Here is a 24,248-nt window from a genome sequence, read left to right as displayed (position 1 = left end):
TGGCAAACCAGCACTTAGCATTCAGCTTTTAGCGTTCAGCATTGATCCGCTGGCATCAGGAGCCAAACGATCTAACCTTAAACTTTAAACCTTGAACCAGTCTTCAGCGATCAGTTTTCAGTCATCAGTTGATTGCGTACGGGACCAGTGATCTGACATCGGATGTTAAACAAGACTGATATTAGACCTCAAACCTGAAATGCCCCCAACATATCAAATCGATTGCTTCCGGCTTTGTTTTTCAGCAGCGTCCATTACCTGACCGATCCGGATCGACGCGCCATTTTTTTGTTTGCTGATTTCGGCGGCTTCCATAAAGGCAATGGCCCCGATCGTTTGTTCTTTAGGCACCGGTGATTTGCCGGTTTTAAAGAAATCGATAATGGCCGGAACCAGCGGGGCATAACCGGTAAAATCGCCCAGAGTGGCACGCTGACCTTTATCCCCATAGGCATAACCGCCAAAGCTCCAGGAGTTATTGCGCAATCCTCTTAACGTTCCGATCCGCTGGTCATCCCAGATACCCACCACCATATCCGACATGGGTGTATAGGTTCTTGTAACCTCCCTGCAATTCGCATCCAACATCGTGTACAACATTTCCACGCCGTGCACCCCATACCAGAAAAGGTCGGGATGGGTAGGTTCTACCGGCGTGGGCGAAAACACATCTGCACCCATAACCTTTCCAATCTTCCCCTGTACTACTTCCTGTACAGAAGGGATATAACGCAGTGTTGATGAAGAAAAAATGGGAACGCGGTATTTTTCAGCAGCGCGATAAATGGAAAGTGTATCTTTTAACGATGCAGCGATGGGTTTATCGATAAACATGGGCTTTCCTGCTTTGAAAACGGGCAATGCCTGTTCCAGGTGCAGCCGCCCATCATTGGTTTCCAGCATCACCAGGTCAACCAAGGGCAATAATTCACCGATGGTATTTACGATCGTTACCCCCTGGGCCTTTATCGCTTCCGTATTCCGGGGAATCATGTCCACGCTGGACCGAATGTCCTTACTCCCTCTGGGTGTAGCTGCCACAATCTTAAATCCGCCCAGCTCCTTTGAAGCATCCGGTGCGTTTAACAGGCGTGCAAATGCCGGTCCATGTTCGGTATCCAGGCCAATGACCCCGATCCTTTTTCCTTCAGGCGCTGCTTCCAGCACCTGCCGCGGTGTTAATGCATAGCCCTTTAAACCCAGTGTCATTCCCACTCCAGCCAGTGTGGCCTGTTTTATAAAAGAGCGCCGGCTGCCTGTATGATCCATGTTGTTTACTTTTTGTTCCTGAATAAAATGTATATGCTCCCGGCATCCTGTTGTTATACAAACGCTTTATCGCCGGGCTTAAACGGAATATCGCCGCTGAACTTACCGGGTACCGGCACATATCTTAATGCTTTTGTAGCGCCTGCTTCCGATGTAAAGTAACCGGTAATGATCAATCCTTTTATGGTTGCATAATAATGCCGCTGCGGGTCTTCCGGTTTAGCAGGTTTATAGGTGGTGGCCTGTTCATCGAGGAACAAAATCATCTGCTGTTTTTCAGCATCCGGAAGCTGCTCAAAGGATTTACCCGCTTTCTGGTGAATCGTTTCCCTGAGCCGGGTCATACCCGCTAAAAAGAAGTCCTGATCCTTTTTATGAAAACAGTCGGTTACAATGGATTGAATATAGTCGCCCACCCTGGCGGCGGCGGCTCCAGGCACGCCAGGCGTTGCAGGCAGCAGGGCATCGCCAACCTGGTCCAACAACTTTATGTCTTCCTTTTTTAAGATCCCCGTGCTCCGCTCCGGTTTGTTACAGCCGGTAAGCATTCCGGAAAATCCAAAGGCAGTTCCTCCTGCCAGTAAACTCAATAATGAAATCGCTTTTCTCCTGTGCATCCGGTTTATGATTTTAAAGGTTTCCTTTTTTTAGTTCTTCCACTGCATGATTGGCCGCCCTTGCAGTAATGGCCATAAAGGTTAATGAAGGATTTTGTGTACTGGTAGATACCATGCAGGCGCCATCGGTAACAAATACATTCTGACAATGATGCAGCTGGTTCCATTTATTCAGCAAAGAGGTTGCGGGATCCTTACCCATGCGCACGCCTCCAACCTCATGAATATCCAGGCCCGGCGCCTGTTTGGTGTCTGTTACGGAAATGTTCTTTGCACCGGCCGTTTCCAGCATTTCAGCTCCGGTATTTAAAAAGTCCTTTAATAACCGCTCGTCATTTTCATCATAACCCACCGAAGTGATCAGTTGCGGTATGCCCCATGGATCTGTTTGATCCTTACTAAGCCGTACATGATTGCTCTCCCTGGGAATGGTTTCCCCCTGCATCATCATATATACGCCCCAGCCACCGGGGTCTGCTATTGCCGCTTTAAATTCGCCGCCAGCCTGGGCGCCCGGAACACCATGCCCCCAGCCACTGCGCCCTGCACTAAAGAAGACCATGTATCCTCTTTGAAAATCGGTTTCCTGCCGGTGTACATTCCGGAAATTCGGCATCATTACCGCACAGGGCCTTTTCCCGGAATAGTAGCTATCCTCCATCCCTTCCAGGGACGCGCTTAAATTTCCCCGGTAGTTGTGAAAGGCGATATATTTGCCCAGTAACCCATTATCATTTCCCAATCCGTTTGGAAATCTTCTGGAAACAGAATTGAGCAGGATCAGGTTGGTGCTTAACGTGGAAGCATTTATAAAAATAATTTTCGCAAAATATTCGGTTATTTTTTTTGTGTGCGCATCAATCACCCGAACGCCGGTTGCCTTCCCTTTGATGTCATCATAGATAACAGAATGTACAATAGCGTCCGGCCTTAACGTAAGGTTGCCTGTTTTTTGAGCCCAGGGAAGCGTGGAGGAATTGGAGCTGAAATATCCGCCAAAGGGACATCCCCGCTGGCACAGGTGCCGGGCCTGGCATTGCATCCGCCCCTGGTCCTTATGTATTTGTTGGGGCGCTGTAAGGTGTGCACAGCGACCAATGATCACATTGCGGTCGCGGTGCCGGGCTTCAATTTTCTGACGCATCGACTGCTCTGCCCGGTTCATTTCCCAGGGTGGCAGAAACTCACCATCCGGAAGTGTATCCAGTCCATCCCGGTTACCGCTGATGCCGGCAAACAACTCCACATAGCTGTACCAGGGCGCCAGCTCGTCATAGGTAAAGGGCCATTCCACCGCAAAGCCATCCCTGCCGGGGCCTTCAAAATCATAGCGGCTCCATCGCTGTGTTTGCCGTGCCCACATCAGCGACTTGCCGCCCACCTGGTCCGGCCGGATCCAGTCGAAAGGTTTTTCCTGGATATAGGGCTGATCTTTGTCCTTCAGAAAAAAATGTGCAGCCGTTTCATCGTACGCATAACAACGGGCCGCAATGGGGTTTTCTTCCAGTACTTTCAGCGGAAGCCGGCCCCTGTGTGGAAATTCCCATGGAGCCTTCATGGCCGTTGGATAATCTTTGATATGTTTTACATCTTTTCCCCGGTCCAATACCAGGGTCCTGAGTCCTTTATCACAAAGTTCCTTTGCGGCCCATCCACCGCTGATTCCTGAGCCTACTACGATGGCATCAAAAACATGTTCCGGATTCTGATCACTCATTACAATCGTTTTTAACCGTTCTAACGGCGTTGCCTGGCAAACAACCTGCATGAGCAGGTGTTAAATAAATATTTTTTAAAACTGCTCTAAGTTAATGATCATTTTTAAAAACGCAAGGATTACCTGCAAATGCACCAACAGGGCCTGCCGTAATCTTCTCCAGTGTTTCCAGCATTGATACAACCCTCTGGGTATATGAAAGCAACCTTTCCATTTTCCGCCCTTCAATGTCAGTAATACTTCACCCCTCCTGTTTAAATACCCAAACCATTCCGGATATTCCCCGTCTTTAAAATGTGCCCAGGTATAATCGTGTATTTTTTTAAACCAGTTCAGGCATTTTTCAGACCCGGTGAGCTGATAGCCTTTCAGCAGCGATATCAGTGTTTCCATATGTACCCACCACAATTTCTGATCCCACTCCAATTGTTGCAACGGATGTTCCAGCCGGTCCCTGTAATAGAAAATTCCACCGTATTGCAGATCCCATCCGTATTCGATCATCTGTATGGTAATATCAACCGCTTTTGTTATCAGCTCCGGACGGCCCAACCGCTCGCCCAGGTCCATAAAATACCGGCGGGCGGCTTCCATACACTGCAATCGGATTATGGCCTTCACCAACAAATTTAGAAATATTTTTACTTATAAATACATTCTTTTTAAAATAAATTAATAATCAACACCATTCAATTTTTCCGGGCAGTTCAGGGCTATGCGCTGACCAGTTCTTTGTTATACCGGCTCCGGTAATCTGCAGGCGACAAACCGGTTATTTTCCGGAATACATCGCGGAAGGTTTTATCATCGGTATAGCCTACGTCCGTCATCACCTCAAATATGGTTTTACGTCCGCGTTCCAGTTCTTTTTTTGCCGCTTCGATCTTTACCCGTTGCAGATAGGCCACAGGCGTATTACCGGTGGCCTTAATAAAGCGCCGGTCGAAGTTGCGCCGGCTAACTGCCAGCTGTACCGCTAACTTTTCAAAAGAGATACGGGTATCCAGGTGTTCTTCAATATAGGTTTGTGCATGCTGAATCAGTTCATCGTCGTGTTCCTTCTGTACCTGGAAGATCGTAAAAGGCGATTGCGTTGTCCGTTCCACTTCGATCTGGAAAACTTTTGAGCAAAGGATCGCAATGGAGCGATCGAACAGGTTTTCTACCAGGTACAACATCAGGTTCAGGAATGAATACGCACCCCCATTGGTATAGATGCCATTTTCATGGGTAATGATCTTGCCCGTGGCAATATTCACCCCTGGGAACATGCGCTCAAATTCCGTTACCTTATTCCAGTGAATGGAACAGGCTCGGTTCTTCAGGAGTCCGGTAGCTGCAAGCAGAAAGCCTCCCGAACACATGCTGGCTACTTCAGCTCCGCATTTGTATTGCAGCCGGATCCAATCAATGAGTTCCTGGTTTTGCTGTATGGCTTCTTCATATTCTCCCAGTACCGCCGGTATCATAACCAGGTCTGTATGCCGGATCTGGCGGATATCAACGGGACGGATCGCCAGGTACCCGTTATGCGATTTTACCTCCGGAACAAAGCCGGCAATTTCAATATTTAATAAGGGCGGATGCCCCGCCTCCTTCCAGTATTCATTGGCCCGACACAAGATATCATAGGCCCCACCAATGGTATTTACATTAACCCTGCAATCCGGCACCACGATGGTGATATGTTTCATGTGTATATTTTTTATTGGGAGCGCCTTAATCAATAGATCCGGGTCTGCCGCAGCAGAGCGATCATCTATTTTATAACGGCTTACCGGCTCTTTGATCCGCCCTGTTTCAGAAAAATTAATTTTTACAAAGGTAAAAAACCTATCTGTCCAAATATCCCCGGTTTAAAGTCCATTTCACACACTGAAAATACAATATTAAGACAATAGCTTTGTGGGGTGTTCAAGGCCGGCAGGGCTACAACAGCAGCGCCACCGGTATGAGCCGTTTTTTAACCTAAAAAAAGAAACAATGGAAACAAGCAGTTTTACTACAACCATCCGGGTAAATGCCACACCGGAGCAGGTCTTTAAGGCGGTTACCAATGTACGCGGCTGGTGGAGCGAGGAGATCTCCGGCCCCACCGCACAGCTGAATGATGTATTCCTCTATCATTACAAGGAGGTACATATCTGTAAAATACAGCTTATTGAAGTGGTGCCCAATAAACGGGTGGTTTGGCAGGTGCTGGACAACTATTTCAATTTCATCAGCGATCAAAACGAGTGGAAAGGCACCCAGGTGATTTTTGACATGGCCCCTGCGGAGGGCGGTACACAACTGCAGTTTACCCACCAGGGCCTGGTACCGGCAGATGAATGCTATCCCATTTGCCACGATGCCTGGACCAACTATATTCAAAACAGTTTGTACCAGCTCATCACTACCGGCAAGGGCGCGCCCAACCCCAGGGAAGGCGGCTTTAACGAGGCCCTGCTTAAAAAATGGAACCTGCAACCGGCATAAGCCTGTTTTTTTATAACCCCTGTAAATACAATCCCTGTATGAATGATCGTAATTATTCCGTTTCGATTATAACGGACCAAACGCCAGAAGTGGTATTCAATGCTGTAAACAATGTTCGTGGATGGTGGACCGAGAATCTTGAAGGAGCAACACTTCAAAAAGATGATGCATTTGAAGTACGTTTTGGTGATGTGCATTATTCGCGGCAGCAATTAACCGAAGTGATCCCCAATAAAAAAGTAGTATGGCTGGTTACGGATAGCCGGCTCAATTTCGCGCAGAACCAACAGGAATGGAACGATACGCAGATCTTTTTTGAAATATCGGAAGAAAAAGGTAAAACCGAGCTTCGTTTTACACACAAGGGGCTGCATCCCGAAATAGAGTGCTATAGCGCCTGCTCAAACGCCTGGTCTGATTATATTACCGGCAGTCTGCGAAACCTGATTGATCATGGCAGCGGCAAACCCAGCCCGAAAGAGGTTAGTTAATCCGGCTATAAAACAGGTCGGTTAAGCAATTATCACCCGGCATCATCCCTGGTCATAAAAAAACCGGGGATGGTAGCTGCTGTTATAGATGAATAATACGGAACCTTCTTTGATCGTTTCGATAATAGGCTGACTGAGCTCTACAGGTACTGCCGGGCATCCAAAACTCCGGCCCAGGTATCCCAGCTCGTTGATGCTTGACTGGCTTACGTAGCGGGCGCCATGTAATACAATCGCCCGCTGCATGGCTTTATCATTCAAACCCGGTTCCAGTCCCTTTAATTTTAGCGAATATCCATTTCCGCCAAAGTACGGTTCATCTGTCAGATAAAAACCCAGGCTGCTTTTGTTCGAAGACATGGTATTGCTGAACGAGGTAGCTACCAGGGTGCCGGATTTTCGTCCATGCGCGGCCCAGGTATTAAAAAGTAGCTTAAAATTTTTAACATCCAGGATATACATCCGTTTATTGGTGCTGGGCTGATCGAAATCGACGATCGTAATCACCGAATCATTCACCACTTTTCCTTCTTCCTTCAGCTCATCCAGCCCCTCCAGTGCATAGGTAAACGCCTTTTCCGAAAGGCCTTTCAGATCCAGATGCAGGCTGTCATAAATCAGCTGATGGCGGTTGGCCGTCCACCCGAAAGACATACGATACATGGGTACGAAGCTGATCTCTTCCGATACCGGAGCCATGGGCGCACGCCATGATATATTTGTCACAGCAACAATTAAAATTACCAGCGGTACTATTTTTTTTGCAATAAAAACCCTCATCATTAAAAAATACTTTTTTTAATTCCTCAAAAAATTCAGACGTAGGTTTAAAATGATCCAGCAGATCATATAGCGACGAAGCATTCAAATCCGACAGTTATCGGATGTTCTGAGGAAGCAGTCAACTTAGTAACACACTACTTTTCTCCACAAAACCGGGGCAAAGTTACGGCAGAAAAAGGGCTTTTCTGTTACAAAAAACCTAAATGAAACATTTAATATACTTAAATTTATATATATCTGCTATTCAATCCCTAAAACTTCTTTGGCCAGGCGTATCATACGGGGCTCGCCGGTATGCTTTCCTTTTTCATCCGAAAGCTTTACGGTAGACACCCATCTCTTACCGTCGAACTGAACGGCCGTTAGTTTTATTACGATATTCATGGGTTTTAATCCCACGTCGTTGGTGAGGTTGGTACCAATGCCGAAAGAAATACCGATTTTCCCCTTGGTCGCATGCGTAATCTCTGCTACTTTTTCAGTATTTAATCCATCGGAAAAAATAATAAATTTATACGCCGGGTTGATCCCCAGCCCCTGGTAATGTGCAATCACTTTTTCTGCATATTCAATGGGATCACCGCTATCATGCCGTACACCATCAAACAGCTTGGCGAACTTTTTATCAAACTGTTCAAAGAACACATCATTGGTGTACGTGTCCGAAAGCGCTACCCCCAGGTCGCCCCGGTATACATCTGTCCAGTGTTCCAGGCTCAATGCATTGGCCATGGTAAACCCATATTTAGCGGCATGAAACATAAACCATTCATGTGCATGTGTGCCGATGGGTTTTGTTTTTGAACGCATTGCCAGGTGCACATTGCTGGTGCCTACAAAGTTTTTGCCCCCATGTTTGGTAAGGGTGTCTACCACCAGTTGCTGCACTTTATAAGAATGCCGGCGCCGGGTGCCAAATTCTGCAACCGGCACATCCAGTTCTTTGTAAATGCTTGTTTTTTCAATGGTATTGCCGATCACCTGTTCATCTCCTGCCCGTTCCTGCCCCGTGAGCCGGTAATACAGTTCACTGATCAAAAAAAGCAGGGGTACTTCCCAGAGAATGGTCCGGAACCAATGCCCTTCCACTGAAACTTCCACCTCGCCGCCTTCCTGCACAATGTGCACCTCCGACGGATCATACCGGTATCCGGCCAGCAGATCCAGATAGGCTGCATTCAGATAGGGGCAACTGGCAGTGAGGTACCGGTGCTCTTCTTTTGTGAGCTGCAGGCCAGCCATAGAAGCCACCTGTGCTTTTAACGCATCGCCAAAGCCTTCGGGAAATACATGTGCGCCCCTGTTGATAAATGTATACCGGGCCTTTACATCCGGAAACAGCTGCACTACCGCGCACTGCATGGTAAATTTGTAAAAATCATTGTCGAGGATCGAAGGAGAAGGAAAAAGCGTTTCAGTGTTCATCTTTCAAACGTACATAATTTTTTGTTCATATGCATCGTCTTCAGTTTTCAGTCTTCAGACTTTATTTGTCAGGGGTCAGCTCTCAGCCATTTTTCCTGGAGGCGCTTCGACATTTGTTCCCGTACTAATCAATCGTTACCGTAAGCCTGTTTGATACATTCTTTTCTTCTCTGATCCGTATTGTTTTATTGGTAATAATATAATGTTCTTTTTCCCGTTCGATCAGTTTATACCAGGAAACAGCGGGTATTGCCTTATTAGAATGTATTTCCAGACGTATGATGATATTCTCACTGGGCGGCCGGTGATCGTTGATCAATTGGCTCAATTCAGTTTCGTCTATATTAATCTCCCGGGCAAAAACCTTTCTTTTCTTATTTAACAGCTCCACATAGGTTTTCAGGAAATAGCTAAATTTCAGTTTAGGATCAAATTCTTCACTGCTTAGATAATCTTCTAATTGAAACCTGAGCTGTAAAAGATCTGCAGTCAACTTATCGGCCGCAGTCATTTCAGACTGCACTTTTGATCTTGCAGTTTTTAGCTGACTACCGGCTTCTTTTCTTTGTTCCGCTGTTAAAGTCACCGGATAGATATAGGCCTCTGCCAATTCGCCGGATGTATGTTTTACTCTTTTCTTTTTTGTGTTCATAACAAATACTTTAAAATAATATTGCTTAAGGCCTTACCCTCCAAAAACAATTGCCAACCAGCATCCAACATTCCATATTGCCGCATATAATGGATTTTCAACCTGGTTTTAGGCACCAATGATACGCAGGCGCTGCTTCCATATTGTTTAAGAGCCAGGCGACAGGCAAATGCTATAAGATGACCGGCAATGCCATCATAAACTTTATGTTTGCCAACATGTTCTTTAGCGCAGGCTAATAAATGGATTTCAATCCGGCTTTCATTGGAAACGTCAACCAGCGCCATTACACCAAGTATCTCGTCCTCGTCAACAATTTGGAGTTTATATACGATTACTCCGGTAAGAGATCTGAATGGCTTCCACGAAAAATAATACCGCCCCTTGCTCAACTTTTTGTAGTCTTTATCCTCAACTGGCGTTATGCGTACCCTTTTCTTTTTCCTGGTCTTTACTTCAACCAAAGCCATGTACAAATGTACAAAACTTTACATAAATTGTAAAGTTTTAATCAACAATGATGTTATCGCTGACACTTAACGCTAAAAACTAAAGGCTGAGTGCTGAAGGCTAAAACCAGGTATCCCTAACTCAAAAATCTCCCTGCCTGTTTACGCGGTATCTGCTTTTTACCGTTCTTTGCAGCATGGCAATACAAGTAGGCATTATTATGGGCAGCGACAGTGATTTACCGGTAATGGAGCCGGCGGCAGCTGTTTTAAAAGCATTGGGCATCGATTACGAAGTAACGGTGGTATCGGCACATCGCACGCCCCTGCGCATGATCAGCTATGCGCAAAAGGCAAAGGAACGGGGATTAAAAGTGATCATTGCCGGTGCGGGCGGCGCGGCGCACCTTCCCGGAATGGTGGCTTCTGTTACAGCCCTGCCGGTGATCGGCGTTCCGGTAAAATCGAGCAATTCGATCGATGGATGGGATTCGGTATTGAGTATCTTACAAATGCCCAATGGCGTGCCCGTGGCAACCGTGGCCCTTAACGCCGCAAAAAATGCCGGTCTCCTTGCCGCACAGATCATCGGAACTTCGGATGATGCCGTTTATCAGAAGATGGTACATTACAAACAGGAAATGGAAGCTGAAGTACTGCAGAAAGTAGCGCGGTTAAAGGGATCCGGACAACCGAATACATTTGATTCCTGAGGCTTGAAATATCAGTTTTTAGTTTTCAGTTTTTAGTTATCAGTTTTCAGGGCATTGGGTATAAAACGGTATAACCTGAAACTTTAAACGTTCAACTTGAAACAGGCTTTTGCCCTTTAGCGGTGCGCTTTCAGCACTTTGAAATAAGCTACTCCGCTTCCAGTACCACAAACTCCTGCTCCAATCCTAATGAATACTGGTACAGTGTATCGATCAATACCGGTCCGTATTGCGCATAAAACGGGATGAAGTTTTCAATGCGTTCCTGCAGATTGTTTAATGGAAACAGCTGCGTTTTTAATTTTGTTACCTGGTTCATAGCATCCTGGTGATTGCGCTTTTCTGCCCGCAGCATTTTCTTGCCCAATTCAGTAATCCGCTTTGTAGTATGGGTTTCCAATGCATCAATATGTTGCAGCAGGGTGCCATCAATGGGAACCGCTTGCTCCTTCAAAGCCCTATACGTCTGCCGGATGCGATCCAGCGCCGCTCCCACCTCCAGTTTTTGCTCGGAATGTGCCCGTACCCAATCATTTTTAAGATCATGAAGCGACCGGAATAACTGAACGGGTTTATAACCCAGCTTTTGTACCAATGCCGCCTGTTTCCGGTTGATCAACAAAAACGAATTCCGCAACACCAGTAATGGATAAGGGACTTCGTAATATTCAAATATCTTTTTTAACTGGGTCCAATAGGCCAGTTCGCCACCTCCACCTACGAACATCAGGTTGGGCAGGATCATTTCCTGAAACACCGGGCGCAGGATCACATTGGGACTGAAACGTTCGGGGTGTTCATCCACCTCAGCCATCAGTTCCGCTTCTGTAAACAGATAAGATGTGTCTACCACCTTCCATCGATCTCCGGAACGCTCGATCCGGTGACGTCCCTGGTCGGTTAAATAGAACAGGTTGATCTCGCGGCTATGGGCCTGTACCTTATAACCGGCATCCGTTAATTGAATCGCAGTGGCCGCCGCCATGCCTGCAGACCGTCCATTCCGCAATTCATCTTTAAACAACCCGGCGGCCATTGATTTTAAGCCGGCATTGTCGGGTATAACCACCACCAGGCCATAACGGGCAAACAGAAAATGTACCAGGCCGAATGTAGCATCCTGTATCGAAACACCCGGTTTATAACAGGCTCGCAAGGCCTGGCCGATTTCGCCGCCATAAGGTCCAACGCCGGTTTGTGCCTCAATGCGGTCCAGTAGTTCCAGCAGGGCTTTATCCACCTTCATTCTTCCAACAGCACCGGTTTGGTTTGTGTTCCAGACCATTTTTTGTCCATCAATAAAGAGGTGGCCCAGTTCATCAAGGTCGGCATCTTCGCTTCCCATATAATAAACCGGCACAAAATCATATTGGGGATATTGTTCTTTGCTTTGCTCCGCAAGCCGTATGGCGTGCAGGATCTTATAAATAAAATAAAAGGGACCGGTAAAAATATTGGGCTGATGCGCAGTTATGGTGGTAAAAGTGGTTTCCTTTTCCAATAAGGCAAGGTTGGCAGCTACCTTATCCGAAACCGGAACCGCACTGTATTGCTGTTGCAATGCACGCACCAGCGATGCCCGGTTGGTTGACACTTTTTTCCTGCGTCCGATAGCCGCTCCAATGGCTGCCATTGAAGGGAACTCCTCATAAAAAGGTTTCAGCCGGGCTTCTTCATTTAAATAGTCTGATACCAGTTTGCTAAAAAAACCGGTTTCCTCGTAAGAAAGATGTTGGGTCTTACAGTCCATACATTGATATTGCAATCCAAAATGAAAATACAATAACATTTTTAAAGTGAAATAGTTTTATTTTTAGCGAATGATCATCTTAATACAATGTACCGACCAGGTAGGTCTGGTAGCTGCGATTTCTAAAGTAATGGCCGATGCCGATCTCAATATCATCTCCATGCGGGAATATGTGAATGTAGAGGTGAACCGTTTTTACCTCCGGCTGGAAATAACGGAAGGAAATTTTGATGCCGCTGATGTAGAAGCGCAGTTGCTAAAAGTACTGCCGCCGAACTGTTCGATCTTTATTCATACGGCTGTTAAAAAAAAGGTGGTCGTGCTGGTTACAAAAGAATATCATTGTTTAGGGGATATCCTGCTCCGGAATTATTTCAACACCCTGGGAGCTTCCGTGGAATGCGTGATCGGCAACCATGAAACCCTGCGGTCGCTCACTGATAAATTTGACATTCCTTTTCATTATATCGATCACCAGGACCGTACAAAGGAGGCATTTGAGGCGGCCGTATCTGGAGTACTGCACAACTACCAATTCGACTATATCATCCTTGCAAAATTTATGCGGATCCTTTCTTCCGGGTTTGTGGCGGCCTATCCGCACCGGATCATCAATATTCATCACTCTTTTTTACCAGCCTTTGTGGGGGCCAGTCCTTACCGGCAGGCACATGAGCGGGGGGTAAAACTGATTGGTGCAACAGCCCATTTTGTCACGGATGTATTAGATGAAGGTCCCATCATCGCCCAGCAGATCATTCCGGTTAATCATGCCCACTCTGTTAAGGATTTGGTGACCCTGGGAAAGGAAATTGAAGAATCGGTTTTAGCAAAGGCGTTGCAACTGGTATTGCAGGACCGGGTGATTGTGGATGGGAATAAAACGGTAGTATTTGAAAATTAAGCCGCGCCTGGGGGGCGTTTTCCTGCTGATCTTCTCATAGATGTTATTTGCTCACAGATTTCACGGATGTACAAAGACTTAAGTACGGGCAACTTAACAATAGCCGTCTGTGCGAATCCGGGAGAACATCCTATGCTGCCTTACTGTTAGCCTGGTCGCCGGATACACTTGCAAAAAAAATCCCGCTTTGAAAGCGGGATCTATATTGTTAAAAGAGGGCAACCTTATCAGACTCCTTTTTTCCGGGTGATCATCCCATAGAGCCATAGTAAAATAACAGCTCCCAAAATGGCAAAAGCAAATCCTTTGAAGGACCAGTTGCCATTAATAGACATGCCCAGTACCTGTGTGCCGATCCATCCGCCCACAAAGGCTCCGGCAATACCTATGATAATGGTCACGATCCACCCGCCGGGATCTTTACCGGGGTGTAAGGCTTTAGCAATAGCACCTGCTATCAATCCAAAAATGATCCACGATAAAATACTACCCATAGTTTTTTTGTTTTAACAAGGTGAAATAAAGTTTTCGTCCTTTAAAGTTAATACAAAAAAACATGCCAAAAAAACAATTTACCGTTAAGGAAGGTCATCGTTATCAACCGGTTATTCACCAATAACCCGGCTTATTTTTCCCGCCTGCATCATTAAATCGACCAGCGCAATGGCGGTAACAGCCTCTACAATCACCGGTGCCCGAAGGGCCACGCAAAGATCGTGACGCCCCTTTACGGAAAAATCTTCCATCTGCCCGGTTTCCCAATTCAGGCTGTGCTGGGGTTTGGGTGTGGAAGCCGTTGGTTTTATGGCGATGCGAAAAACCAGCTCGTTGCCATTGGTTATTCCACCTACAATGCCACCGGCATTATTGGTTGTCGTTTTGCCTTCGTTGTTTTCAATGGGGTCGTTGTGCTGTGAACCAAACATTTTTGCAGCGGCAAAGCCTGCCCCGAATTCCACGCCTTTTACAGCAGGAATGGTAAACAGGAGCTGTGCCAATACCGATTCAACCGAATCAAAATAGGGCTCACCTAAACCTACCGGCAGTCCGTTTACGCGGCATTCGATCAACCCTCCTACGGAATCCTTGGCCTCAATAGCTTTCTGTAATCCCCGCTCCGGATCCGGATCTCCGCCGATTTCCGTGATCTTTGCTTCAATGGAAATATCCCGGAGTAATTTTTTAGCGATCACGCCAACAGCGACCAAACCGGTGGTCAGCCGCGCGCTGAAATGTCCGCCCCCGCGGTAATCCTCAAACCCGCCAAACTTTTTATGGGCTACAAAATCGGCATGCCCCGGCCGGGGAAAGCTTCTTAATTTCTCGTAATCACCACTACGGGTGTTCTTATTTTCAAAATAGATCATTACCGGGAAGCCGGTGGTTTTGCCGTTAAATACACCGCTCTTAAAGAACGGGATATCGTCTTCCTTTCTTGGGGTAGCACCTTTTTGGTTCCCTCCTTTCCGGCGTTCCATATCCGGAAGAAAATCTTCCACCGGTATATCCAGTCCCGCAGGAATGCCATCCACCACTACGCCCACGCATTCACCATGCGATTCCCCAAAGATCTGTACCCTGAATAATTGTCCGAATGCGTTCATTGTTGTTGTTATAGTTATCAGTTATCAGTCATCAGTTTTCAGCTATTAGCGATCAGTGTTCAGCGATCAATTTTCAGGTATGAATTTACCAGGCAAGCCGTTCATCACTCCCTGTTTACCATTCACTATTTACCACTCCCTATTCACTATTACCTATTCACCATTGCCTATTGCCTACTCCCCTGAATAAATCTCATTCAGCGCATTCCGGTATTCCAATCCACCGGTAACCGTTGCGCCCAGTTCTTTTAAATGATCATAGAAATCGGGGTAGGATTTATTGATGGCTTCTGCCTCTTCAATGGTTACAGGGCCATCCGCTTTTAAAGCGGCAGTAGCGCAAGCCATGGCGATGCGGTGATCGTGCCGGGAATGAACCAGGACTCCCTTAACCGGGCCGCCCTGTACCCGCATCAGATCCCCGTCGAGTTCTACGCGGATCCCCATTTTTCCAAACTCTTCCTGGAGCGTCAGTCCCCTGTCGCTTTCTTTATGGGCCAGCCGGCTCACACCTTTAATTACGGTAACACCTTTACAATTGGCAGCCAGGGCCACCAACGGCGGAAACAGGTCCGGACAATCCGTGGCATCAAACTCAAAGGCCGTCATGGGCGCTGCATGCAGGGTAATGCCCTTTGCATCCATGGCAATGCCTGCATTGGCCGCCATCAGCGCTTCCAGGATCTTTTTATCGGCCTGCGTGCTCGTTTGTTGCAAGCCCCGTACATGAATATCGCCGGCAATCGCCCCGGCAACCAGCAAAAAGGCGCCCCCGCTCCAATCGCCCTCAACGGTATAATTGATTGTTTCAGGTTTCAGGTTTGAAGTTCCAGGTTTTTCTCCGGAAAATGTAAACGTTTCGTAATTCTTGTTTTCGGGTACCTGTAATCCAAATTGTTTCATTACGTTCAGCGTAAGATCAATATAGGGCCGGCTTTTCAGGTCGTTTACCCGGATGGTTACAGGTTCTGCAACCGGGGCTGCGGCAAATGCCATCAACAGCCCGGTAAGGAACTGTGAACTTAACGAACCATCGATCGTAATATTTTTTGGCTGTAACGGCCCGTTTACTTGTAACGGCAATTTGCCATTGTTGGAGGTAATGGATACACCTAACTGCGGCAGTATTTCATCAAAGAAATCCATTGGCCGGGTTACCAGGCTGCCTTCTCCGTTAATCAACACTTCATTATTGCACAACGACACAATGGGCGTAAACATCCGGATGCTTAAACCGCTTTCACCACAATTTACCGCATCTTCTTTTGATACAATCTGAGCTGAATCCTTTAAAAAGCGGCTTTCTACTGCAATGGTCTCCTTATCGATTTCTGTGATCTCTGCACCCAACGCCTTTATAATGCCCATGGCAGCAATATCATCATTGCTATGCCCAGGATTCTTAATGATCACTTTCTGTGTTGACAGCAAGGCTGCTGCACAGGCCCGCTGCATTGAGCTTTTGGAAGCTGCGGCGTAAATATTGCCGGATAATTTTGAAGGATGTATGGTTATATTCATTTGAGCGTTGAGTTACTAGCTTTCAGTTATCAGTTATCAGTTTTCAGCTTTCAGTTATCAGCCGTCAGCTATCAGCATTCAGCCTTTAGCTTTCAGCGTTTAGCCTTTATAGTTTATTTATTATTTTTTCCAGCTGTTGCATCCGGATGGGTGTTACCACCGCTTTCCCGATTTTATCCAGCAACACGAAATTCATTTCTTTTTGCTCCCGCTTTTTGTCCATCTTCAGCCCGTTAAAGACCTTTTGTTTATCAAAAGCGGCATAGGTTGGCAGCTGGTATTGTTCCAGCAATGCCACCACATCTGCTGTCTGCGAAAAGCCCCTTAATTGTTCGGAAATATGACAGGCATAAGTAGTACCAATGGCCACGGCCTGCCCGTGCATCAGTTCATATTCTTTTTCCAGGGCATGTCCAATGGTATGTCCAAGGTTCAGCAGCCGGCGATCGGCTTTTTCAAATTCATCTTTTTGCACCACTTTCGTTTTAATGAGGGCATTGCGCTGGATGAGGCTGCTGAGTTTCTTTTTATCTTTTTGATACGCAGTGAGGGATTCCTGCTGCAGCTGTTTAAACATAGCAGCATCTTTGATACAGGCATGTTTGATGATTTCTGCAAAACCGTTTTCCCATTCGCTTTGAGGAAGGGATTGCAAAAACGACACATCATGTAAAATAAAAGAAGGCTGCCGGATGATTCCTACCAGGTTCTTGTAGCGGTCTACATCAATTCCGTTCTTGCCACCAATGGAGGCATCTACCAGTGCCAGTATAGAAGTAGGCACAAAACCAAAACGGATCCCCCGAAGGTAAATGGAAGCAATGTAACCGGTAAGATCTGTAATCACACCTCCACCCACACCAACCAGCACGGTCTTCCGGTCGGCCTCCATTTTGATCAGTGTGCCGATCACTTCATCTACGGTTGCCTGCACTTTATATGCTTCGCCGGGTTTTAGCACAATAACATTTAACCCTTTAAAAGCGGCGGGATGTGCTTTAAAAATATGCTCATCCGTGATCACTACCAGGGATTTTTTATCCGTGATCTTTGTTACCTTTTTAAAGGAACTATCAAAATAAAAATGCGTGGAGGCGTTTGAAAATTTTATAATTTTTTCCATTCCAGATGATGAATAGTGAATGATTAATAGTCCACAGATCATCGTTTATGGAACGCCATGAACGATGATCCGTGAACTATGATCTATAAACAATGAACTATTGAGTGTCCATTACATTCTTCTGATGATTGATGCTTTCCAGGTGCACGGCATCCAGGTACTTCATGATAAAGTCCTTGCTCAATCCCAGTTTTTCTCCTTTTGCCATCATTTTATCCAGGATCTCCTGCCACCGGTTGGTTTGCAGGATGGTGAGGTTGTTTTCTTTTTTGTACTGGCCGATCTGATCAGCAATCTTCATCCGCTGGGAAAGGATCTGCAGCATTTCATCATCGAGGTGGTTAATCTGCTGACGCAGTTTTTCCAGTCCGCCCTGCAAGGCAGAGTTATCATTGTTTTCTTTTCTCCAAACAATGGCTTCCAGCATTTCTTTCAAACGCTCCGGTGTTACCTGTTGCTTGGCATCGCTCCAGGCATTGTCCGGATCGATATGCGACTCGATCATCACACCGTCATAATCCAGGTCAATCGCTTTCTGTGCTACGTCAAACAGTCCGTCGCGGTTACCGCAGATATGGGAAGGATCATTTATAATCAACAGTTCGGGAAAACGTAATTTCATTTCAATGGCCAGGTGCCACATGGGGGCATTGCGGTATTGTGTATTTCCGTAGGAAGAAAATCCACGATGGATCAAACCAATATCTTTGATACCTGCGCGGGAAATACGCTCCACACCGCCACTCCACAGTTCCAGGTCCGGGTTAATGGGGTTTTTTACCAGTACCGGTACATCCACTCCTCTTAAGGCATCGGCGATTTCCTGTACACTGAACGGGTTTACTGTGGTACGTGCGCCAACCCATAAAATGTCTACATCAAACGTCAGCGCATCTTCTACCTGCTTGGCTGTGGCTACTTCAACTGCTGTTGGCAGACCGGTGGCTTTTTTTGCAGCCTGCAACCAGGGTAACCCTTTGGCACCAATTCCTTCAAACATACCGGGTTTGGTTCTGGGTTTCCAGATGCCTGCACGCAATGCATCTACTTTGCCGGTAGCAGCAAGACGCTGCGCTGTGGCTACAACCTGCTCTTCTGTTTCAGCGCTGCAGGGCCCGCTGATGATGATCGGGCGCTTTGCCCATACCTGTTTTGTTTTTTCTTTATCCGTCATTTCAAGAGTTTTCATTTTTCCTGTGAATTTTTAGAGTTGTTATTATATATCGTTATTTGATGATGCGGCGGATCTTATTGGCATCTGCGATCAGTGCCTGTAAGCGGCCGGGATCATTTCCCTGTATGGATTCCTTAAACCGGGTAAGCTGATCGATATGCTCTGTTAATACGTCGATGATATTGTCTTTATTCTGCAAAAAAATGGGTACCCACATATCCGGGTTACTTTTTGCCAAACGTACCGTACTTTCAAAACCCGCCGAAGCGATCTCAAAAATGGCACTTTCTACTTTTTCTTTTTCCAGTACCGTATTGGCCAGTGCAAAGGACGTAATATGACTGATATGACTTACGTAGGCCACGTGCAGGTCATGCGCCTTTGCTTCCATTTCCACCACCCGCATACCGATCTTGGCATACATTTTTTTTACCCAATCCAGGGCATCTGCATCCGATTCATCCGGGTTGCAGATGATCACCGCCTTTCCTTCAAAGGCTCCGCGCACCGCCGATTTGGGGCCACTGTACTCCGTACCCCACATGGGATGCGTGGCTACAAAGCGCCCCCGCCTGGGATGATCCTTTAACACATCAATAACCGATGCTTTTGTTGAGCCCATGTCCATCACAATCTGATCCGTTACCTTATCCATGATCTGCGGCAGCAAATGTACCATTTTGTTTACCGGTATGGCCAGTACAATCACTTCTGCCTCCGCAATGGCTTCATCCAGTTCGCAGATCTCATCCACCAGTTCATATTCCAATGCCTGTTCGGCATGTTCACTGCTGGATTCTACTCCAACCAGTTTGGAAGAAAGCTTCTTTTCGTGCAATTGCAGGGCGATCGATCCTCCGATGAGTCCCACTCCTATAATTGCGATTCTTTTGCGATTGCTCATTTGCTTTTTTGTACTTCAAATGTTAGGTTCCGGATACCAGGTGCTGGTTGCTTCCCGGTACTCAGCTCCGGATCTTTGTAATTTGTTCGTTTACCCGGGTGATGGCCTCATCAAACCGCTGTACCGACCCGCATAGACTGATCCGGATATAACGGTCGCCGGCATTACCAAAAATTCCCCCCGGCGTTATAAACACATGGGCATTATACAACACCGCATCTGCCAGCTCATATCCATCTTTATACCCATCCGGGATGGCGGCCCAAACAAACAGGCCTACCTGTTCTTTGGAATAACGGCATCCCAGCAGATCCAGCAGGTCGTATACTTTTTTCCTTCTTGCGCTATAAATCGCATTTACTTCTTCATGCCAGTCGTTGCCCAAACTCAGGGCTGTAGCGGCTGCCAGCTGCACCGGCAGGAACATGCCACTGTCCATATTGCTCTTAAAACGCAATACTTCATCAATTCGTGCGGCGGCTCCGCAAAGCACGCCTACCCGCCAGCCGGCCATATTGTGCGATTTGCTAAGCGAATTGAGTTCTACGGCTACTTCTTTAGCGCCTTCAATGCTCAGGATACTGGCAGGGTGTTCATTAAGAATAAAACTGTACGGATTATCGTGCACCAGCAAGATCCCGTGTCTTTTTGCAAACGCAACCAGGTTCTTTAATACTTCCATATCCGGCTGCTGCCCGGTTGGCATCTGCGGATAATTTACAAACATCAGTTTTACCCTGGAGAGGTCGCCTGCTTCTATGGCTTCCAGATCCGGCTGATAACCGTTTGCTTCTTTTAATTCATAATCGATGCATACACCACCGGCAATGGTTACATTGCTCCGGTAGGTTGGGTACCCGGGATTGGGCACAAGCGCGGCATCGCCTTCATTCAGATAGGTCATGCAAATGTGCATAATGCCTTCTTTGCTGCCGATCAGCGGCAATACTTCCGTTTCCGGATCCAGTGCCACGCCATACCACCGCCGGTACCAACCGGCGAAAGCCTCCCGCAACACCGGGCTTCCTTTATAGTTCTGATAGCCGTGCACATTGGGTTTCTGGGCTTCCTCCTGAAGCGTTTTTACCACTTCCGGGTGCGGAGGCAGGTCTGGGCTTCCGATACCCAGGTTGATAATGTTCTTTCCCTGTTTGTTCAGCTCGTCGATCTCCCTCAGTTTTTTGGAGAAATAATACTCTCCCACCCCCTGTAGTCTTTTTGCTATTTCCATGAACCTCTTTTATAAATACCGTAAATTTTTAAACCCGTGGTTACCGGTTTTATTTTTCCCATTACTTTTTCAAAATCACTAAGCTGTTCAAACTCCATATCCGCATGAAACTGGTACCGGAATTCTGTTCCCGGGATGGGAAAGCTTTGAAGTTTGGTAAGGTTTACTTCTTCCTTTGAAATAATGGATAATACCCGAGCCAGGCTTCCCTTGGAATGATCGGTATGAAAATTAATGGACGCTTTATTGCCTTCCATACCTTCTGCCAGGTCTTCTTTCCGGCGCAGTACTAAAAAACGCGTATAGTTATTTTTTAATGTCTGAATCTTGGGGGCTATGATCTTAAGCCCATAAAGCTCTGCCGCCAGTTTGCTGGCAATGGCCGCAATATGCCGGGCCTTGTGTTGTGCAATGTGCCGGGCGCTCAGTGCGGTATCCTCTGCATCTACCAGTTTCCACCGGAACTGATCCAGGTATTCATAACACTGCTGCAGGGCCATGGTATGGGAATGTACTTCCTTGATATCTTCCAGCTCCACGTCATGGTTTACCAGCAGATTCTGGTTGATCTGCATATATACTTCACCTACAATACTCAAATCACTCGCCTGTAATAAATTATAATTGGGAAGAATACTCCCGGCAATGGAGTTTTCGATGGCCATCAGACAGCCGTCTGTACGGTTGGGGTCCTTCGCCGCAGCAATCACCTCCTTAAAGGTATCGCAACATTCCACCGTTACCTTTTTCTTAAAGAAGAGGTTTGCCGCTTCCTGGTGAAAGCTTCCTTCATACCCCTGTATGGCCATGTGTACGGTATCTGCCTGCGTTGTTCCCTTTGTCATTTTTTTCGTTAATTACAAAAAAATCCCGGCCTCTTCTGCCGGGATCCTTTATGTTGAATATGTTGTTACAAATTTATTTCAACAAAAACGCACCCGGCTTTCCGCTAAAAAAGAAAAAGCTAAAATAAAACCAGGTAAAAAATTTTGCTGCTCTCATAATTGAGGCCCAAATATAAAACGAAATTCTAAATTTCAAAATAAATATTTCAAAAATATTTTAAAACTAACGCTAGTTTTTAAGTAAAATTCATTTTAACCGTTACTACTTTTAAATACATATAACCGGCGGCACCTTCTACATAAGCTGTGCATTGCATCTGATCTGCGCAACACCAATGCCCCGTTTATAGCGGAAACAGGCGCGCGGTACGGCCCGCAACGCCACCGGATTTTTTTTATTTTTATGATCAAAAAAAACGGATATCCGAAATGAGCCGCCATGTGCACTCCCGTGCTTCTGCCTTTGAAATTTCCACCTCGAAAAAATTTTATTTTGCCCCTTAATTATTTTTTAACAAATCCCCGGCAAATCATATATTTGCACGTCACTATATATTTACCACTGTTCCTGTATTCCTAAGCCGGTACAGCAGTGGCAAACTGACGAATATATCAAAACCTAAAATATATGAACCATTCCAAAACCGTTCTCCTAGCCTTAGCTATCTGCTCTTTTGGCAGCTCGCGTGCACAGGTTAGCGAAACACATCCTTACAAAGCCCCTCATGCAATCTATGGGCCGGCTTCTGTTACTGACTCTCAATATTATTCCAGCAAAAAGCAGCAGCAATTCCGTGATTTTGTAAACGGGCGTACCGACTTTCCGCCAAAACCCCGGGATATGTGGGAAATTGGTATCAAAGGTGGTTTGTTCAGCGTGAACGGAGATGTACGTTCTGAAATGATCAGCCCGGGTTTTGGTTTACATGTACGGAAATCGCTGGGACACACATTGTCGCTGCGTTTGGAGTATATGTACGGCATTGCTAAAGGACAGGACTGGCGCCCTTCTTCCGGATATAAATTTGCCGGCATGGCCAATCCCTGGTACTACCGTTACCAGCGTAACAGCGTACTGCCGGGTGGAACTGTATGGAACCCCATCAACTTCCCCCAGGTGTATTATAACTACAAAACCACGGTACAGGAGTTGAGCCTGCAATTGATTGCCAATATTCATAACATCCGCTTTTACAAGCCTCAAACAGGCGCAACCTTCTATGTTTTGGGAGGTGTGGGTGTTACTACCTGGGATGGCCGTGTAAATGCGATGCATGAAGTAAGAGGTGATGCAGAAAGTGCCGCTTACGACTACAGTAAAATTACAGCTACCGGAAAGAAAGACATTCTGAAACAATTGAAAGACCTGCAGGATGATATGTACGATACTCCGATCGAAGCTGATCCAAGCATCCGTTACTCGCACCTGTTTGCCGGTTCTATCGCACCGTCTGTTACTGGAGGTATGGGTCTGGCGCTCCGTTTAAGCCCACGCTTCAACATTGCACTGGAAGACCGCATCATCTATAACGGATCTGACCTGATGGATGGTCAGCGCTGGACCGATCAGGGTACCCTGACTCCGGATAAAGATTTCATGAACTATCTTACTTTGGGTATCAACTATAACATCGGTTCTAAAAAGAGAAGAGTTGAACCGCTGTACTGGCTGAACCCAACCAATTACGCTTACGGTGAACTGCGCCGCGTACCTGAAATCGTTCTTCCTGATTCCGATGGCGATGGTGTAACCGATCAGTTCGACCAGGAGCAAACTCCTGCTGGTTGCCCGGTTGACTCTCATGGTGTAAGCCTGGATACGGATGGTGACGGTGTTCCTGATTGCAGAGACAAAGAACTGGTTACTCCTACCTATTGCCAGCCGGTAAATGCTGATGGCGTTGGTAAATGCCCCTGCCCTAATGATTGCAAAGTAGCTGAGCCGGAGTGCGCTACCCTGCTGGGTGCTTTACCAGGTGTAAGCTTCAAGGCAAACTCTAACACCCTGTCTGCTGATGCTGCTGCTTCTTTAGCGGTTGTAGCTTCTAAATTAAGAGCAAACCCCAACTGTAAAGTAGTGGTAGTAGGTTATTGCGCAGCAACTAAAAAACAACAGCAATTAAGCTGGGATCATGTAAATAAAGTGATCACACACTTACAGGAAAAAGAAGGCATCAGCGGAGATCGCTTTATCTTCTCTTCCGGCCAGGAAGGTGGTGACTGCAATACGGTAGATATCCGTGCAGCTGCACCGGGCGAAGACGGACCGAATACAATCGCTCCTCCGCACCCGAACCTTCGCAAAAAATAGTCACTTTTTGCTATAACAAATACGTCCCTGCCCATTTTGGGCGGGGATTTTTTTTGGCCCCTATGGAAAGAAGTTGTAAGATGCAGGGAGCGTAAACATTCCTTGTATGATGGTTTGTGGGGTATGTTACATTTTCCCCGGACGGGCAGTGAACGAGCATTTACTTCTTTTAAAAATTCTTATAAATTTTGTAATAGAATAAAAATCAACAATTAAATATCAATGTAATTTAGTTCTTATTCACTCTTCATTCTCTTAAGTAAGATTGATAACAGCTTCTTATGAAA

At 46.4% G+C, this 24,248-nt stretch carries 23 protein-coding genes; 5 read left to right on the top strand and 18 right to left on the bottom strand.

Features of this window, described 5'->3' with window-relative positions; genetic code table 11:
* Positions 1-213: 213 nt before the first annotated feature.
* From Q1V85_RS13780 to Q1V85_RS13760, 5 genes are all read right to left on the bottom strand, one after another.
* A complete protein-coding gene (locus Q1V85_RS13780; protein WP_300600864.1) occupies positions 214-1,269 on the bottom strand; it encodes a Gfo/Idh/MocA family oxidoreductase in 1,056 nt (351 codons plus the stop codon).
* Between the two features lie 53 nt (positions 1,270-1,322).
* Positions 1,323-1,886 carry a gluconate 2-dehydrogenase subunit 3 family protein gene (locus tag Q1V85_RS13775; protein WP_300600862.1) on the bottom strand — a complete coding sequence of 188 codons (564 nt, stop codon included), beginning with the start codon at positions 1,884-1,886 and terminating at the stop codon, positions 1,323-1,325.
* Between the two features lie 13 nt (positions 1,887-1,899).
* Positions 1,900-3,603: a GMC family oxidoreductase gene (locus tag Q1V85_RS13770; protein WP_300600877.1), complete on the bottom strand. Its 1,704-nt coding sequence runs from the start codon at positions 3,601-3,603 to the stop codon at positions 1,900-1,902.
* A gap of 75 nt (positions 3,604-3,678) precedes the next feature.
* Positions 3,679-4,197, bottom strand: coding sequence for an AGE family epimerase/isomerase (locus tag Q1V85_RS13765; RefSeq protein ID WP_300600860.1), 519 nt, complete (start codon positions 4,195-4,197; stop codon positions 3,679-3,681).
* A gap of 119 nt (positions 4,198-4,316) precedes the next feature.
* A complete protein-coding gene (locus Q1V85_RS13760) occupies positions 4,317-5,297 on the bottom strand; it encodes a helix-turn-helix domain-containing protein (protein ID WP_300600858.1) in 981 nt (326 codons plus the stop codon).
* Positions 5,298-5,586: 289 nt separating this feature from the next.
* Between Q1V85_RS13760 and Q1V85_RS13755 the strand changes: the two genes are divergently transcribed.
* Entirely contained in the window at positions 5,587-6,081 is a 495-nt protein-coding gene (locus tag Q1V85_RS13755; RefSeq protein ID WP_300600856.1) for an SRPBCC domain-containing protein, read from the top strand.
* A gap of 38 nt (positions 6,082-6,119) precedes the next feature.
* Complete coding sequence (locus Q1V85_RS13750; protein WP_300600854.1) at positions 6,120-6,572, top strand: SRPBCC domain-containing protein; 453 nt, start codon at positions 6,120-6,122, stop codon at positions 6,570-6,572.
* Between the two features lie 42 nt (positions 6,573-6,614).
* Here Q1V85_RS13750 and Q1V85_RS13745 read toward each other — a convergent pair whose 3' ends face one another.
* The 4 genes from Q1V85_RS13745 to Q1V85_RS13730 form a co-directional block, all read right to left on the bottom strand.
* Positions 6,615-7,298, bottom strand: coding sequence for a murein L,D-transpeptidase catalytic domain family protein (locus Q1V85_RS13745; protein WP_300600852.1), 684 nt, complete (start codon positions 7,296-7,298; stop codon positions 6,615-6,617).
* A gap of 297 nt (positions 7,299-7,595) precedes the next feature.
* Complete coding sequence (gene pncB / locus Q1V85_RS13740; RefSeq protein WP_300600850.1) at positions 7,596-8,780, bottom strand: nicotinate phosphoribosyltransferase; 1,185 nt, start codon at positions 8,778-8,780, stop codon at positions 7,596-7,598.
* A 124-nt stretch (positions 8,781-8,904) separates the two neighbouring features.
* Positions 8,905-9,432 (bottom strand): hypothetical protein, encoded by a 528-nt coding sequence (locus Q1V85_RS13735; protein ID WP_300600848.1) that lies wholly within the window; start codon positions 9,430-9,432, stop codon positions 8,905-8,907.
* Positions 9,429-9,902: a hypothetical protein gene (locus Q1V85_RS13730; protein WP_300600846.1), complete on the bottom strand. Its 474-nt coding sequence runs from the start codon at positions 9,900-9,902 to the stop codon at positions 9,429-9,431. Before Q1V85_RS13730 ends, Q1V85_RS13735 begins: the two co-directional genes overlap by 4 nt.
* Before the next feature lie 176 nt (positions 9,903-10,078).
* Between Q1V85_RS13730 and purE the strand changes: the two genes are divergently transcribed.
* Complete coding sequence (purE, locus tag Q1V85_RS13725) at positions 10,079-10,594, top strand: 5-(carboxyamino)imidazole ribonucleotide mutase (protein ID WP_300600844.1); 516 nt, start codon at positions 10,079-10,081, stop codon at positions 10,592-10,594.
* Between the two features lie 148 nt (positions 10,595-10,742).
* On the opposite strand, the gene bshC is transcribed toward purE, so the two are convergent.
* A complete protein-coding gene (gene bshC / locus Q1V85_RS13720; protein WP_300600842.1) occupies positions 10,743-12,344 on the bottom strand; it encodes a bacillithiol biosynthesis cysteine-adding enzyme BshC in 1,602 nt (533 codons plus the stop codon).
* A gap of 70 nt (positions 12,345-12,414) precedes the next feature.
* Here bshC and purU point away from each other — a divergent pair, with 70 nt between their 5' ends.
* Complete coding sequence (gene purU / locus Q1V85_RS13715) at positions 12,415-13,248, top strand: formyltetrahydrofolate deformylase (RefSeq protein ID WP_300600840.1); 834 nt, start codon at positions 12,415-12,417, stop codon at positions 13,246-13,248.
* Between the two features lie 227 nt (positions 13,249-13,475).
* On the opposite strand, the gene Q1V85_RS13710 is transcribed toward purU, so the two are convergent.
* The 8 genes from Q1V85_RS13710 to Q1V85_RS13675 form a co-directional block, all read right to left on the bottom strand.
* Positions 13,476-13,742 carry a GlsB/YeaQ/YmgE family stress response membrane protein gene (locus tag Q1V85_RS13710; protein ID WP_300600839.1) on the bottom strand — a complete coding sequence of 89 codons (267 nt, stop codon included), beginning with the start codon at positions 13,740-13,742 and terminating at the stop codon, positions 13,476-13,478.
* A gap of 111 nt (positions 13,743-13,853) precedes the next feature.
* Positions 13,854-14,852 (bottom strand): chorismate synthase, encoded by a 999-nt coding sequence (locus tag Q1V85_RS13705; RefSeq protein WP_300600837.1) that lies wholly within the window; start codon positions 14,850-14,852, stop codon positions 13,854-13,856.
* A 174-nt stretch (positions 14,853-15,026) separates the two neighbouring features.
* Entirely contained in the window at positions 15,027-16,373 is a 1,347-nt protein-coding gene (aroA, locus tag Q1V85_RS13700) for a 3-phosphoshikimate 1-carboxyvinyltransferase (RefSeq protein ID WP_300600835.1), read from the bottom strand.
* A gap of 106 nt (positions 16,374-16,479) precedes the next feature.
* Positions 16,480-17,496, bottom strand: a complete 1,017-nt coding sequence (gene aroB, locus Q1V85_RS13695) for a 3-dehydroquinate synthase (protein ID WP_300600833.1) — start codon at positions 17,494-17,496, stop codon at positions 16,480-16,482.
* Positions 17,497-17,593: 97 nt separating this feature from the next.
* The gene (locus Q1V85_RS13690) at positions 17,594-18,685 is read right to left on the bottom strand and encodes a chorismate mutase (RefSeq protein ID WP_300600832.1); all 1,092 of its coding nucleotides are present in this window, start codon (positions 18,683-18,685) and stop codon (positions 17,594-17,596) included.
* A gap of 37 nt (positions 18,686-18,722) precedes the next feature.
* Positions 18,723-19,574 (bottom strand): prephenate dehydrogenase, encoded by an 852-nt coding sequence (locus Q1V85_RS13685; protein WP_300600831.1) that lies wholly within the window; start codon positions 19,572-19,574, stop codon positions 18,723-18,725.
* A gap of 61 nt (positions 19,575-19,635) precedes the next feature.
* Positions 19,636-20,805, bottom strand: coding sequence for an aminotransferase class I/II-fold pyridoxal phosphate-dependent enzyme (locus Q1V85_RS13680; protein ID WP_300600829.1), 1,170 nt, complete (start codon positions 20,803-20,805; stop codon positions 19,636-19,638).
* Entirely contained in the window at positions 20,796-21,650 is an 855-nt protein-coding gene (locus Q1V85_RS13675) for a prephenate dehydratase (protein ID WP_300600827.1), read from the bottom strand. Before Q1V85_RS13675 ends, Q1V85_RS13680 begins: the two co-directional genes overlap by 10 nt.
* Positions 21,651-22,278: 628 nt before the next feature.
* Here Q1V85_RS13675 and Q1V85_RS13670 point away from each other — a divergent pair.
* A complete protein-coding gene (locus tag Q1V85_RS13670; protein WP_300600825.1) occupies positions 22,279-23,961 on the top strand; it encodes a hypothetical protein in 1,683 nt (560 codons plus the stop codon).
* The last annotated feature ends 287 nt before the right edge of the window (positions 23,962-24,248 follow it).

The sequence above is a fragment of the Niabella sp. genome, from assembly GCF_030150205.1.
Classification (GTDB): Bacteria; Bacteroidota; Bacteroidia; order Chitinophagales; family Chitinophagaceae; genus Niabella.
The sequence above is the reverse complement of the archived record's forward strand: the minus strand, read 5'-3'. Positions and strand labels throughout refer to the sequence as shown.